Raw genomic sequence first — 14,038 nt, forward strand, 5'->3', positions numbered from 1 at the left:
GGGTGCGGTCGTCGTAGACGGGGCGTACAAGGATGCCGCGCGCGGGGAAGTCGCATGTGTCGATGCGGGGCTCTATCTTGCCTTTGGGGTTGTTGTTACACCAGAAGGAGATAATCTCGGCGGGGCCATAGCCATAGTTCATGACCTCGCTCGACCAATAGTAGCTCACCTTGCCTATATAGTATTTCTTCAGCTTGTTGTTGTCGCTATCCAGCCATCCGCCGTTGGTGAGGAAGATGTGGTTGCCGTTGGGGCCGGTCACCTTGATACACTTCCTGCCATTGACTCTGTCCCACTCAAACTTGCACTTCTCTATCAGTTCGGTCCAGTCTGCCTTGTTGGGCATGCGCCAGTGGCTGCGCAGAATGACTCTGGCGGCATCGTATTGGGGCAGAAGGATGTTGTCTTTGCCCACTCGCTCGGCCAGTTGGCTACTTATCTGGCTTCTGTATATGGTCTTGTTGGGGTCCAGCTTGGCTTGGATGGCAGGGGGATAGGCAGAGGCCTTGTAATCCTGCATCCATACTCCCTTGGGCTCACCCCATTGGAAGTAGTACTTGCTCTCCCCGTCGGCGCTGCCAAGGTCGGCATCGGCCCACTTGACCGACAGACCCAGGTCTACGGCCTTGATGTTCTGCGCCTGCAGCGCGATGGCTACCAGGGCAAGAAGTGTGGTGATGATGTATCTCTTCATCGTTGTGCGGATAGTGGATAGTTACTTTTGGGTTGGTATACAGTCTCTCCGGAGCAGCAACTGGAGCACCGGGGCGGCGGCTGACGGCTGGCGGGGTGAACACACTGGCGGCTGGCAGGGCTGACAGGGCGGGGCTGATCGGCGCTGCGGCTCTGCTCATGACCCTTCTGCTCGCGTCAGGGTAAGCGAAAAGCCTCATGAGCCTTAGACTTCCCGAGGGAATGGAAGGTACATGAGGCTCTACAGTCTATATTTATCCTACCTGGCTTCCAGGCTTGACATCCTTTGATGTGGTGGTCACAGAGAGTGTGCCGTCGTAGTTGACAGCCGAGAGTATCATGCCCTGGCTTTCCTCGCCCATCATCTTGCGTGGCGCGAAGTTGGCTACAAACAACACCTGCTTGCCCACGAGTTCCTGTGGGTCTTCATAGTAGGCAGCGATGCCGCTGAGGATGGTGCGGCCGTCCTTGGTGCCGTCGTCGATGTGGAACTTGAGCAGCTTCTTCGACTTCTTCACCTTCTCGCACGATGTGACGAGACCTACGCGGATGTCCAGCTTCTCAAAGGTGTCGAAGTCCACGGTGTCCTTGATAGGCTCGGGCTCATAGTTGGCAGCCTCGTTGGCCTTCTTGGTGTTCTCGAGCTTGAGCAGCTGAGCGTCGATGACGCTGTCTTCCAACTTCTCGAAGAGCAGCGAAGCCTCTCCCAGCTGAGTGCCGGCGGCGAGGATGTCCATGCTGCCCAGCTGTTCCCACTCGAAGCTGTCCATATTGAGCATGGCGCGCAGCTTCTTGGAAGAGAACGGCAGGAAGGGCTCGAAGGCGATGGCGAGGTTGGCGCAGAGCTGCAAGCACACGTAGAGGATGGTCTCCACACGCTTGGGGTCGGTCTTCCACACCTTCCAGGGCTCACACTCGGTGATATAGCGGTTGCCGATACGCGCCAGGTTCATGGCCTCTTTCTGCGCGTCGCGGAACTTGAAGCCGTCGAGCAGCTCCTCGACCTTGGCCTTGACGTCCTTGAACTCGGCGATAGTCTGGCGGTCAACCTCGGCCAGCTCGCCACAGGCGGGAACCACGCCGCCCCAGTATTTCTTGGTGAGCTGCAGCGCGCGGTTGACAAAGTTGCCATAGATGGCCACCAGCTCAGAGTTGTTGCGCTCCTGGAAGTCCTTCCAGGTGAAGTTGTTGTCCTTGGTCTCGGGAGCATTGGCTGTGAGGACATAGCGGAGCACGTCCTGCTTGCCGGGGAAATCGACGAGATACTCGTGGAGCCACACCGCCCAGTTGCGCGAGGTGGAAATCTTGTCGTTCTCCAGATTGAGGAACTCATTGGCAGGCACGTTGTCGGGCAGGATATATCCGCCGTGGGCTTTGAGCATGGTGGGGAAGATGAGGCAGTGGAACACGATGTTGTCCTTGCCGATGAAGTGGATGAGGCGGGTATCGTCGTCCTTCCACCACTTCTCCCAGTTGCCCCAGCGGGCCGGGTCGCTATCGCAGAGCTCCTTGGTGTTGGAGATATAGCCGATGGGCGCGTCGAACCACACGTAGAGCACTTTGCCATCGGCACCCTCTACGGGCACGGGGATACCCCAGTCCAGGTCGCGGGTCATCGCGCGTGGCTGCAAGTCCATGTCGAGCCACGACTTACACTGTCCATACACGTTGGGACGCCACTCCTTGTGTCCTTCCAGTATCCAGTCCTTGAGCCACTGCTGATAGTCGCCCAGCGGGAGATACCAGTTCTTGGTGGGACGCTTCACGAGGCCGTGGCCAGGGTTGTTCTTGTTGGTGGGGTTGATAAGCTCCTCGGGCGAGAGCGTGGCTCCGCACTTCTCGCACTGGTCACCGTAGGCACCCTCGGCACCACAGCGCGGACAGGTGCCCACGATATTGCGGTCGGTGAGGAACTCGCCGGTCACCTCGTCACAGTACTGCTCCTCGGTTATCTCTTCGAGCTTGCCGTCGTCATAGAGCTTGCGGAAGAAGTCGGATGCAAACTTGTGGTGTATCTTGCTGGTGGTGCGGCTGTAGATGTCGAACGAGATGCCGAACTCTGCAAACGAGTCCTTGATGAGCTTGTGATAGCGGTCTACCACCTCCTGCACGCTGATGCCCTCCTTGCGGGCACGTATGGTCACGGGTACGCCGTGCTCGTCGCTTCCGCCGATGAATATCACATCCTTTTTCTTCAGTCTGAGATATCTTACATAGATGTCGGCAGGCACATATACGCCGGCGAGATGGCCGATATGCACACCGCCGTTGGCGTAAGGAAGCGCCGCAGTCACGGTAGTACGCTTGAAATTCTTCTCCATATTTGTTGTGATTGTATTTATTTTGGTGCAAAGTTACAAAATTATTATTAAGTAATGTGTTTGTTTACAAACAATTGCACCCCGCCGCTGCAATTATTTGCGCTGTCGCCACCCTCACGATTGCCCCCGACGCCGCCCCACATCCCCATTCCATCGCCCATGACTCCGACCAAGATAGCCCCCGCTGGCAATATACCCGAGTCCGTTGCCGCCATGCCCGAGTCCGTTGCCGCCATACCCATACCCGCAGTCGTCATGCCAGAGGCCACAGCCATCTTGTCAGCGACCATCCCCATCTCGCTCGAGTCCATCCCCATCTCGTCCGAGCCCCATCTCATCTCGTCCGAGCCCAAGCCCATCTCGCCCGAGCCCCATCTCATCCCGTCGGAGCCCACAGTAAAGTTGGGTTCGTGGCACGAAATAGTGATTGCCAAGCCCGCAATAATGACTGCAAACCCCGCAATCACTATTTCCCACCCCGCATTCAGAATAATCACCATCTCCACCCATACAGCAAGGGTCTCAGCCTTTGCTGCATGGGTGGAGAAGGTGATGAAGGTAATGGCTGTGGCACCGCTATCGGCTTATGTATATCCTTTGTCTTAACAAATTCGAGCTATCTTTACAATATCGTTGCATAGAAATCGTTAGTTAAAGAAAGGAGTATTGAATAACTGTGACAGATGTGGCAGCTATGCTTTGTAGACGCCGTAATATAGAATGATGAACAAATAACGATACATATATGACCAAAGAAGAGTTGATGGATTGGGGCAAGGCGACCATTAAAGTTTATAATGGCATTGCTGACGAGTTGGGCAGAAATAATGTCCCTGCTTTCTATTCACAATCGGACCTAAACAATATTGTTGGCACCGACTCCGTTGATGTCTTGATAGCCGGCATCAATCCTGGCTCTGGTGGTAATTATGAAGACATGATAGCCAATCCCAACTGGGGCATTGACCCTCAACGTGGAATGACCGCCGAGCAATTGGTATCGGGTAATTTCTGCAAGAACCCTAAACATGGGAATTGCACAAGCTGGAGCCTGCATTACACATGGAATTATTTCAGAAATCTTAAAATCTATTTCAGTGGTTTAGGTCATCCCAATGTTCTGGATGATGAAAGCAGATTTGTTATGGCTAATGCTACATTCTTCAATACAGCAACAGCTGCGGAATTAAACCGATCTTTATTGACCCAGACCTTTCCTCAGACATTGGAACTGATAAGACTATGCAATCCCAAGATGATTGTTTTTCTAAGTGGAAAAGATGCCTTTAGCCGATTGGCTTCTATAAATGTTGCCGGCTTCTCATTTAGATACGACAAGGACAATAATCCCGTTTTGGGTCGCATCCTTATGGGCGAGTTTAATGACATCCCCTGTTATGGCGTCCCTCATCCTGCCGCTTACTTGACCAAGGAAGAAAAGGCACTAATAGCCAGGTTCTTTGCGTATGTATATAAAAAAGACATAGACCATATCAATATCGGCGAATTAAGAGACTTTTGTGCTAAAGAAAATCAGGCATATCACAATAAGCATGAGGTTAAACGTGAAAGAAAGGACAAATTGGATTACTGCCAGATAGAGCAAGCTGTCCTTGGCAAACTATCGTCTTATATCTATGCGCATGGAACGAGAATCAGAAAGAACGAAAATGCGCAATACGGTATAACTATAGCCAAAAGCCATTTGTACATACGCCAGGCTTATGAAGACAAATATAAGACGCCTCAATATAATCCCAATGATGACAAGGTTGCAGGTATGTTGGGAGAGAGAGGTTACGCAAAAGACCATGTCTGGCTTGGAAAGAAGCACCTTTCTGAATTTGGCAAATCAGAAGAGGAGATAATACATAATGTAATCGTCGAGATAGTAACTCTTTTCGATTTACTTGACCACTCTGCATCATTTTAATACCCTATTAAAACGATGCAAAACGCATTAAAACGAACTGACATTGAATGAGTTTTTTTTGAATAATATGCAAAGATAGTACGTTGACAAGGATTATGCCGGCGGCGACAATAGCGAGGCTGCCGGCGGCAGCGAACGGTGGCGCAGCCTACGCCTTGCCAGTCGCAGCCTTACTAAAATGTATCGTTTCATCATCATGCCGCAAAATTACCACTTCCGCGCAAGCACAGGAAACAATCACAATTAGAACCCTATCATCCAGCATTAAAGATTTCTAATCGACGGCAGGCAACGGGAAACCTGGCATCCACCCCTTCACCATCTCCATGTTTCCTGGACGGGTGGGGGACGACCGGTAGACAGCCATGTGGCAGCCCTTATATATAATAATAGGTGTAAGGGTGAATGAGGTAAAGATGGCGGGGGTGATGTAGGATATGTCTTAGTGCCGCAGTGGCAATGCGGAAAAGAGAAAGAGCTGGAGTCCTCTTGCGAGAATTCCAGCCCTAATCATGGTTATGTCAGCGGCGGTCAGGCGGCAGATGCCAATCTGCTATTTTTCTTTATTTCCACATAATCTTGCGACTGGTGCCGTCGGTATAGCGCACGATGTAAATCTGGTGGCTTTCGGGAGTGGTCACTTGTTGGCCGCAGAGGTTATAGATGGCCTTTATTTCATGCTTGGTGGAGCCAGAGGCTACAGTGTTGTCTATGCCGTTGGCTACAGATGTGTAGTTGACCACTGGGCCCATCGCCATAGAGCAATAGCCTGAGACGTTGGCTATCCATCGGTCCGAATACTGTGCCAGATCCCATGTGGCGCAGAGTCCTCCCTGGTTGCGGGTCACGCAGTAGAGGGCTATCTGGTCCTCATAGCTGCTGACACCCTGATAGGGGAATGGGCCAATGGCCACGAAGAAAGGTTTGCCTTTTGCGATGGCTACAGGTTCGGCAAACTCGAAGGTGGTCTGTACGTATTCGGAGGCATTGCTCTTGAGCTCGCTTGCTTTGAGCGATGTCTTGGCGAGCACCTTGCCAGGTCCGCCATCGGCAGCCATATCGTATATCGCCAGCTCGATGGCGGCGTCGGGTTCACGAGTCTTGGTTGAGGCGATGTAGGCGTCGACGGTCTTCACGGTAGCATCGGCCAATGGTGCAGGATATTTCTCGGCAAAGCGGTCGAGGCCGAACATATTGCTGCCAGCATAGAAGCCAAAGCTGTCGTAGCTGATGGGTTTGAGATTGTCTATCTCCTGCTCGGTGATGTTCCATATCATCATTTCGCCGCCAACCTGCAGGCACTCCGCCTTGTATGCCTGATTGGAGCCGATGGCATTGGCAGTGGTGAGAGTCACATCATAGCGACCTTCCTTGGTAAAGGTAACGGTGGGGTTCTGCTCGGTGCTGGTCAAGGTCTCGCTGTCGCTGGTGAACTTCCATTCCCAAGAGGTGGGCGCCCCCTCGCTCTTGTCGGTGAACTGTACGGGTACTCCGGCGGGAACAAATGCCATGTCGGCTGCAGTGGTGTAGGTGTCGGAGGTGATGGCAAAGGCTGAGGTGGGTGCCTTACCGATGATTTCGACAAACTGCTTGATTTCCTTCACATCCTTCTCGCTCTTGCGACTGATGGTAAGGGTGACGTCGTAGATGCCCTCTTTGGGGTAAGTCACTGTGACGCTGTTGCCGGCATACTCGTTGTTCTCGCTGCCAGGGAGCGTCCATATCGTCTTGGTGGGCTCGCCCTGGCAACGGCTGATGAAGGTGATAGGCTCGTCGACGGAGGCTGTGATGCGTGTGGCAGCCTCGGGGTTGTCGCGTACCAGACGGAAGGCGTCGATGGCCAGGTTCTCACCGTCAAAGTTGTAGTTGAGCACTATCTGCACTTTGTGTCAAGCATAGGCGGCGAGGTCTATGTCTATCTTCTTCCACTGCATGATGTCGTCGGAGACAAAGTTGTTTTCCAACGTCCAGCGATAGATGTTGAACAGGGTGGTTGTCTGTCCTGTAGTAAAGTCGGTAACGTCAATCGTCCATGGCGCCCAGTTCAAATTTTTGGTCTTGAAGTAAGCGTAGAATTCCAGACGTTGCCCCTCTTTGATGTCGAAAACGGGCGAGGTGAGCGGTGCGGCGCCGTCTCCGGCTGCGTGGGTAATGGAGATAGATTTCTTGTCGCCGTCTCTGACCTCATCGAACTTCATATCGTCTATGTGCCACTCGCTGGGTACCGTCCAGTCGGCGAGGTCCTTGCAGGACTCGAAATACTGGGCGTAGTCTGCCATCACCGACTTGTCGGTAGTGAAGTCGGCCTTGAGCGGCATGCTGATGGTGAAGTCGGCTTCTATCACGGGGCTCTTGGTGCCTCTGCCGCGCGTCATCACATAGAGCTTGCAGGAGCGGTCGATACGGATGGTTCCAGTCTGCCCAGTTATCATGTAACTGGTGTTGGTGTCGCTGTTCTTGAACTCTTCGGCGCTCTTGGCCACGGTGGAGTACCATATCTCCGTGGCGGCAGCGTCATCGGTGGTGACCTGTACCTCTACGGCGTGGTCAAAGGTGCCGCCCATAGGAGTCATCTCGGGAATCTTGAGCGGCGAGCGGGGAATGATGCCTACCTCGAGGGTGGCTGTGCCGGGGCGGTATTCGTCGTTGCCGGCAAACGAGGCGGTCACAGTCACCGTGGTGGTGGTCTCGACGAGTGCCGTGCTTATCTTACCACTCTCATCCACCTGGCAGATGGACTTGTCTGATGAGGTGTAGACTATGGGCATGAGTCCGTGGGGGTTACGCAATGGGGCTTCGAGAGCCGTGCCGGCGAGGATGCCGACAGAAGAACTGTAGAACGAGAGCTCGGGGTCTTTGCGTGTGTCTTCATCGGCAAATGCAGAAAGACCGGTGAAGATAAAGGCCATGAGGAGTAAGAGGGTCTGTTTTATAATTGTTGTTGAGTTAAAGTGAAAAAGGATGCGCCACAACTTGAGTGACGCATCCTTTGATGTATTGTTGGTTGGTTTATCTCTTGACAAACTTCATGCTTACACCGTTCTTTCTTACGATGTAGATGCCAGGAGCCAGATTGCTTTCAGACACCTTGACACCGTTCAGGGTGTAGATGCCGTCGGCAACCTTGGATGTATGTCCTGCTTCGATATTGCCGATGCCATCAACGGTGCCTTCTACGATATTGGTGAAATACTTCCAGTAGGACGCGCCCCTGTAGTTGTCGACTGAGCCAGCAGGAACATGCACTGTACATGTGGGATAGATGCCGTCTTCGAAAGTACCATAGTTGGCTGTTGGTGCCTTTTCTCTCTTGGCGAAGATGTGGGCCAGCTTCTTGCAGCCTTTGAATACGTCGCCGTCGATGTAGGTCACTGTTGTGGGGAGGGTCACCTTGGTAAGTTCGAAGCAGTCTCTGAAGGCGTTGGTTCTGATACGGGTCACACCTTCGGGGATGACGATGTCCTTCAGGGCATGGCAGCCAGAGAATACATTGGATCCGAGTTCTGGCTTGGAGAAGCTCTCATACTTCAGAGCGGCAGGCAGCACGACGTGCTCAAGAGACACGCAAGCCTCGAAAGCATAGTTACCGATGCGGGTGATGTTGTCGGGGATAGTCAGAGTGCCCTTGAGGTTGTAGCAAGAACCGAATGCTCCACCCTCGATGGCTGTAGCTGTAGCGGGGAATACGAAAGACTCCAGCTTGCAGTGGTCAAACATATACTCGCTGATGATATTGGCGGTAGTAGTGAACTCGAGATTGGTGGTAGAGTTTTTGTAGTAGCTGTCTCCACCTGCCACAATGTTGGCACCAGAGAGGTCGAGGCTGACGAGCTTGCCCGATGTCTCAACATTCATCTTGTCACGTCCAGCCATCTCGCGGAGGCAGAGAATGTCGGAACTGTTGATGTCGCCAGTAACCTTGATTTCGGTCAGGTTGAACTTGTCTGCGCCTACGAGAGTAGACAGGGTGCCGGCGGTCTTGACGTCGATGGTCTTGACACCAGTCTCGGGAGTGGTGGTGCCACCCTCTTCCTTGATTTCCTTGAAGAGACTCCAGTCGGTATCGGCCTTATACATATCTGCACAGCCTGCGGGCACATAGAGAGTGATGTTTCGCTGGTCGATGCCGTTGAAAGGCTTATACCCCTTGGGCAGAGTGGTAGCAGCGATATGTATCTCGGTAACTGATGAACAGCCGCTGAACATGCCGAAGCTCAGTTCGGTAACAGTAGCGGGGATGGTTATCTTGGTCAGTGCAGTACAGTTGGCGAGTACTGAGCCGGCAATCTTTGTTACTTTGGGGAAGTCGAAAGTGACGAGTGACGAGCAGCCTTCGAATGCGTTGTCGCCCACCTCGGTAACCTCTTCGGGGATGGTGATGGCGGTCAGCTTGTTGGACTGCTTGAACGACTCGCTCTTGATGGCGCGCAGCGACTTGGGCAGCTTGATTTCCTTCAGTGTGGTCATCTCAAAGCAGTGGCTCTGCACGGTGTTCTCTGCAGCGGCAGCGTAGTTCCACTTGTCTTTCTCATAGAAGTTACCACCTCCGGCTACGAAGTTGGCGTCGGTCAGGTCGAGTATTTCGAGCTTGCCGCTGGTGGGGTCGCTCTTGATGTCGCGGCCAGCCATCTCGCGGATGTAGAGCAGGTCGTCACCGTTGATGTCGCCCTTGATGGTAAGCGAAGTGATGGTGAGTTTCTCAGCTGCATCGATGGTCGTAGAGAGTGTGCCAGCTGCGGTGAGTTCTACAGAGCGTACTACCTCGGTAGTACCGGGCTCTCCAGGATTGACGGTGGGATCATACTCTGACTCCTTCTTTACTTCCTTGAACAATTTGCAGTTATAGTCGTCCTGATACTTCTTCAGACTCTCGTCGGGTACATACAGGGTGATGTCACTCTGGGTGATGCCGCTGAAGGCAGAATAATTTATCGAGGGAACGTTGGCAGCAGCGATGTGAATCTCGGTGAGAGCAGAGCAGTTCTTGAAGATGTAGCCCTTGAGGTCGGTCACTGTCTCGGGGATGACAACCTTGGTCAGAGCGGTACAGCCAGAAAGAACGTAGGCAGAAACTATCTTGACCTTGGGGAACTCGAATGATTTGAGTGAGGTGCATCCGCTGAAAGCGCTGGCGCCAACCTCTGTCACATCCTTGGAGAAGGTAACACTGGTAAGAGCGGCGCACTTCTCGAAGGCACTGTCCTTAATCTTGGTAACAGAGTTGGGCAGTTTTACCTCTTTTAATATGGTACCGGCAAAGCAGTAGGAGCCTACAGTGGCATCGGCGGGTGAGCCCTTCTCGGTGAAGCTCTTGTCGTAGTAGTCTCCGCCGCCAGCCACAAAGTTGGCTTCGGTCAGGTCGAGCACTTCGAGTTTGCCTTCGGTGGCTACGCCCTTCTTGTCACTGCCAGCCATCTCGCGGAGAAACAGTATGTCGGCTCCGTTGAGGTCGCCCTTGACGACAAGTGAGGTTGTGGTAAACTTCTGGTCAGAGGTGACCAGTGTGTTGAGGGTTCCAGCAGTAGTCACATTGACGGTTACTGGAGTCTGTTCGCCTGCTTTGGCCTGGGCAAACGCATCGGTAGGTGCAACAGCGAGAATGCTGGCTGCCACCATACCCAAAAGGTGAAAATTGTGTTGCATAAGCATGTATTATGTAAGTTAATTATCTCTCTCCGTGGTTAACATACCTCTTAGTCAGGGTGCATAGCATAGATACAGGATGGCTCAGAAGGCGTGTTGTAACATTAATTTGCCACAAAGGTAATGGATATATTTATAATATGTATCGTTTTTTCCTTATTTTTTTTGAGTGGCGCAATATTTTTCATGATTTTTCCAACGTTTACGCATTATTTGTGTATCTTTACGCTGAAAAATGCCCGTTTTTGGGCACTTGCCTGCAACAAAGATGCAAGATTATTCATTAAAACTCATCTATATGAAAAAACATCTACTTACGTTGGTATTAATCACATTGGTATCATTGACAGCCAATGCGCAGACCGTCTACGAGTCGCTCAAGGGGCAGCCCGTGCATGTCGTTTCGGGCAACGGGACGATTGACCATTCTCTATCTGCAGCTCAGATTTCCGTGGCGGCACCTATGTGCAAGGCTGAGGGCGAGGGCGGTACAAAGGTTCCGTTGGAGTATCTCTTCGTCAATGGCGCCGATGTTCCCTTTGGCGCCGACGGCTTCCCGAAGCTCCTGGCTCTAATGCGGTCTTTGGTCGTATCACCGCCGATAAACTCAAACCCTATGCCGATTATAGCATTGTGGGTATCGCATTTATAGTGGCTTCAGACTTGGGCTCCGTTCCCAGTATCATAGCGATGGAGCGCCGTACTGATGGATAACATACTGTAGCTGGTGGAAACATCGAGAGTTATGATGTGACCAATGCCACCAATGGCATCGTGCTCAATGAGGTGGGATGTACACAGACTTATGTCATTCCCAAGGAGCCCAAGGACATTCTCTTCGGATATGGTTATACCCAGTCGGCCACTGGTACTAATGCCGACAAACCTATCTTCCTGGGCAAGACCACTGATACGGCCAACGGATATCTGGTACTGGGTACCCTCAATGCAGCCTATGGTCGTGGCATCTATACGGTGAGTAGCGCCAAGTTCCCTTATGCCGCTTGCGTGCAACTCATTCTCTCCAATGGCAGCACGACAGAAATCGTTGGCGTTGACGGCAAGCGCGACGTCAAAGTCGTAGAGCGCTATACTCCCGACGGGCAGCGTGTTTCTGCCCCTGTGAACGGCATCAATATAGAAAAACTAAGCGACGGCACTACGCGTAAGGTGTTTGTGCAGAAGTAAAGCCATACGGATAAAGGCCCCGAAGAACGCGACACTGATGGTCGTATCTTCGGGGCTTATAGTGTCCATACTTGTTCTCCATGTCTTTCTGTTGATGTCATCGGAAGGTCGGCAGACAGCCATGTGGTCACCCCTATATATAATAATAGGTGTGAAGGTGATGGGTGGTCGTACATGGCGCATCGCTTTCTCCATATTTCTTTGGAGGGTCGCGATAAATCTCATAATTTTACCGATGTTTACACATTATTTGTGTACCTTTGCGCCGTCAAAAGTGTGTTTGGGGGTATGTTTATGCGACAACCATGCACAAGTATACATAAAAAGTTAGTCTATATGAAAAGAAATTTACTCACGTTAGTATTCATTACATTGATATCATTGACAGCCGGTGCGCAGGCCGTTTGCAAGTCGCACAAAGAGCTGCCCAAAAGGATTGATTCGGAGATAGTGGACATCGCCCCGCGCTATTTAAGACTCAGCGTATCCAGTCGGCACCAGTATGCAAGGCTATGGATGATGATAGCTATCTGTCCAAGCAGAAACATCTCTTTGTCAAGGGTGCCGACTCTCCCTATATGAAAATATGCATCGGAAATAACTTGGATGCCCGGGTCTTGGGACACCTCACTCCCGAGATGCTCAAGCCCTATGCCGGTTACAAAATAGTGGGTATATCATTCGCGGTGGGTTCGACCTTGGGTAATTCCCCCCTACGTCGTAGCCTATGAATCATACGGATATGGGTACGAATTGATAGGAGAATCAATTGTCAAGGACTATATGACAGAACCTCTGTCCTACGTGTTCAACGAGGTGGAATGTACATGGAATTATGTCATTCCTAAGGAGCCCGGACATATAATCTTCGGATATACGTTTAAGCCGATAAATTTTAGTCCTATTGAAAATAATCCTACTAATGATAACGATGTCACAGTGGGTCTTACCGTTGATACGGCCAACGGCTTTCTGGTTTGGGGTGAGTTGATAAAAGACGAAGGCTATAAGCTATATCGGTTAAGCTCTAACGAGCTTCCATATGCCGCTTGCGTGCAACTCATTCTCTCCAATGGCAGCTCGACAGAAATCGTGGGCGTCGACGGCAAGCGCGATGTCAAAGTCGTAGAGCGCTATACTCCCGACGGGCGGCGTGTCTCTGCTCCTGTGAGCGGCATCAATATAGAAAAACTAAGTGACGGCACTACGCGCAAGGTGTTTGTGCAGAAGTAAAGCCATACGGATAAAGGCCCCGAAGAACGCGACTCTGATAGTCGTATCTTCGGGGTTTATTGTGTCTATCCTTGTGCTTCCCGTCTTTAGGTTGGTGTCATCGGATGATGGTCTCCTGTCAGCCCCTATATATAATAATAGGTGTAATGGTGGCCCAGATGGGGGTGAAAGCGGTCGTGACGGCGGTGGAGATGGCGACGGGCTCGGAAGGGGTGTACTACAGGGCGTTAGAGATGACTGTGGCGATGGCGTTAACTAAAGTTGGCAGGAATGGCGGCGGCTGTTAACAAAATTTTGCAGGTTATGGCGTGCGCAGATTTGGTATCGACGAAGTGCGTGACTACCTTTGCATTGTCAAAAGTACCGGAACGGATGACAACAAGCGAACACACAAACACAATGTCAAACTAACAAAAATCAATCATTATGTTGAAGTACAAATTGTATCAAGACAATCGCAGCAATGCGCAGCACAAGGGCAACTGGTATGCCCACATGAATCTCGACGGCACTATGGGCCTTGACGAATTGGCCGCTCACATGTCTGACCATGGCACCCCTTACTCCAAAGGTGTAATCTGCGGTGTGCTGAACGATATGGTGGGATGTATCAAGGAACTTGTGCTCGAGGGCAATGCCGTGAAGCTCGACAACCTTGCCATCTTCTCGGTAGGAATTGAGAGCAAGCCTGCCAACACCAAGGAGGAATTTAATGCCCGCACCCATATCACCGGTTACAAGTTGCGGGCGCGAGCCACTGGTGGCAGTATCAATGCCCGATTGAGCCAACTTGCATCCATCAATCAGATGGGCGAGTACAGCCATGACGAGGCAGAGACGGCAGAGAACAGCCAGGACGCCAATAACGGCGAATGATGACACAGGAGGCGACGCTGCCGGTCAGGCATCATGGATGACATAGGAAGAGAGGCAGACTAACCTCACTGAGACCCAAGAGTCCCCGAGGAAGGCGAAGGATGAGAATCCTACCCTGACTCGGGGATTTTTGTTGTCCTCCCTTACCGTC

The 14,038-nt window shown here is 51.8% G+C and carries 11 protein-coding genes and 1 pseudogene; 7 read left to right on the top strand and 5 right to left on the bottom strand.

The window, feature by feature from the left end:
* Nucleotides 1–694: pseudogene (locus tag CIK95_RS00015) on the bottom strand (hypothetical protein); the annotation flags it as partial.
* Nucleotides 695–947: 253 nt separating this feature from the next.
* Complete coding sequence (metG, locus tag CIK95_RS00020; protein ID WP_094465920.1) at nucleotides 948–3,014, bottom strand: methionine--tRNA ligase; 2,067 nt, start codon at nucleotides 3,012–3,014, stop codon at nucleotides 948–950.
* Between the two features lie 159 nt (nucleotides 3,015–3,173).
* Between metG and CIK95_RS12620 the strand changes: the two genes are divergently transcribed.
* Nucleotides 3,174–3,620: a hypothetical protein gene (locus CIK95_RS12620; protein ID WP_144007654.1), complete on the top strand. Its 447-nt coding sequence runs from the start codon at nucleotides 3,174–3,176 to the stop codon at nucleotides 3,618–3,620.
* Nucleotides 3,621–3,759: 139 nt separating this feature from the next.
* The gene (locus CIK95_RS00030) at nucleotides 3,760–4,947 is read left to right on the top strand and encodes a hypothetical protein (protein ID WP_094385197.1); all 1,188 of its coding nucleotides are present in this window, start codon (nucleotides 3,760–3,762) and stop codon (nucleotides 4,945–4,947) included.
* 563 nt (nucleotides 4,948–5,510) lie between these two features.
* Here CIK95_RS00030 and CIK95_RS00035 read toward each other — a convergent pair.
* The 3 genes from CIK95_RS00035 to CIK95_RS00045 all read right to left on the bottom strand — a co-directional run bounded on the left by CIK95_RS00035 (nucleotide 5,511) and on the right by CIK95_RS00045 (nucleotide 10,590).
* On the bottom strand, nucleotides 5,511–6,830 hold the full coding sequence (locus tag CIK95_RS00035) for a PKD domain-containing protein (RefSeq protein ID WP_094465922.1): 1,320 nt from the start codon (nucleotides 6,828–6,830) through the stop codon (nucleotides 5,511–5,513).
* Nucleotides 6,831–6,836: 6 nt separating this feature from the next.
* A complete protein-coding gene (locus CIK95_RS00040; protein WP_094465923.1) occupies nucleotides 6,837–7,856 on the bottom strand; it encodes a hypothetical protein in 1,020 nt (339 codons plus the stop codon).
* Between the two features lie 100 nt (nucleotides 7,857–7,956).
* Nucleotides 7,957–10,590: a leucine-rich repeat domain-containing protein gene (locus CIK95_RS00045; protein WP_158215039.1), complete on the bottom strand. Its 2,634-nt coding sequence runs from the start codon at nucleotides 10,588–10,590 to the stop codon at nucleotides 7,957–7,959.
* Nucleotides 10,591–10,888: 298 nt separating this feature from the next.
* Here CIK95_RS00045 and CIK95_RS00050 point away from each other — a divergent pair, with 298 nt between their 5' ends.
* The 5 genes from CIK95_RS00050 (at nucleotide 10,889) to CIK95_RS00075 (ending at nucleotide 13,887) form a co-directional block, all read left to right on the top strand.
* Nucleotides 10,889–11,242 carry a hypothetical protein gene (locus CIK95_RS00050; protein WP_144007655.1) on the top strand — a complete coding sequence of 118 codons (354 nt, stop codon included), beginning with the start codon at nucleotides 10,889–10,891 and terminating at the stop codon, nucleotides 11,240–11,242.
* Between the two features lie 98 nt (nucleotides 11,243–11,340).
* Nucleotides 11,341–11,778 carry a hypothetical protein gene (locus CIK95_RS00055; protein ID WP_022310580.1) on the top strand — a complete coding sequence of 146 codons (438 nt, stop codon included), beginning with the start codon at nucleotides 11,341–11,343 and terminating at the stop codon, nucleotides 11,776–11,778.
* A 512-nt stretch (nucleotides 11,779–12,290) separates the two neighbouring features.
* The gene (locus tag CIK95_RS00060) at nucleotides 12,291–12,509 is read left to right on the top strand and encodes a hypothetical protein (protein WP_094465926.1); all 219 of its coding nucleotides are present in this window, start codon (nucleotides 12,291–12,293) and stop codon (nucleotides 12,507–12,509) included.
* A gap of 52 nt (nucleotides 12,510–12,561) precedes the next feature.
* On the top strand, nucleotides 12,562–13,011 hold the full coding sequence (locus CIK95_RS00065) for a hypothetical protein (RefSeq protein ID WP_094465927.1): 450 nt from the start codon (nucleotides 12,562–12,564) through the stop codon (nucleotides 13,009–13,011).
* Nucleotides 13,012–13,437: 426 nt separating this feature from the next.
* Nucleotides 13,438–13,887: a DNA-binding protein gene (locus tag CIK95_RS00075; protein WP_022310575.1), complete on the top strand. Its 450-nt coding sequence runs from the start codon at nucleotides 13,438–13,440 to the stop codon at nucleotides 13,885–13,887.
* Nucleotides 13,888–14,038: the final 151 nt, after the last annotated feature.

The organism is Prevotella sp. P5-108, assembly GCF_002251385.1.
Taxonomy (GTDB): domain Bacteria; phylum Bacteroidota; class Bacteroidia; order Bacteroidales; family Bacteroidaceae; genus Prevotella.

Excerpts from the sequence above, each read along its gene's own strand:
- CIK95_RS00040 (WP_094465923.1), bottom strand. The coding sequence starts at position 7,856 with ATGGCCTTTATCTTCACCGGTCTTTCTGCATTTGCCGATGAAGACACA.
- metG (WP_094465920.1), bottom strand. The coding sequence starts at position 3,014 with ATGGAGAAGAATTTCAAGCGTACTACCGTGACTGCGGCGCTTCCTTAC.
- CIK95_RS00045 (WP_158215039.1), bottom strand. The coding sequence starts at position 10,590 with ATGCAACACAATTTTCACCTTTTGGGTATGGTGGCAGCCAGCATTCTC.
- CIK95_RS00060 (WP_094465926.1), top strand. The coding sequence starts at position 12,291 with ATGGATGATGATAGCTATCTGTCCAAGCAGAAACATCTCTTTGTCAAG.
- CIK95_RS00030 (WP_094385197.1), top strand. The coding sequence starts at position 3,760 with ATGACCAAAGAAGAGTTGATGGATTGGGGCAAGGCGACCATTAAAGTT.
- CIK95_RS00065 (WP_094465927.1), top strand. The coding sequence starts at position 12,562 with ATGACAGAACCTCTGTCCTACGTGTTCAACGAGGTGGAATGTACATGG.
- CIK95_RS00050 (WP_144007655.1), top strand. The coding sequence starts at position 10,889 with ATGAAAAAACATCTACTTACGTTGGTATTAATCACATTGGTATCATTG.
- CIK95_RS12620 (WP_144007654.1), top strand. The coding sequence starts at position 3,174 with ATGACTCCGACCAAGATAGCCCCCGCTGGCAATATACCCGAGTCCGTT.
- CIK95_RS00075 (WP_022310575.1), top strand. The coding sequence starts at position 13,438 with ATGTTGAAGTACAAATTGTATCAAGACAATCGCAGCAATGCGCAGCAC.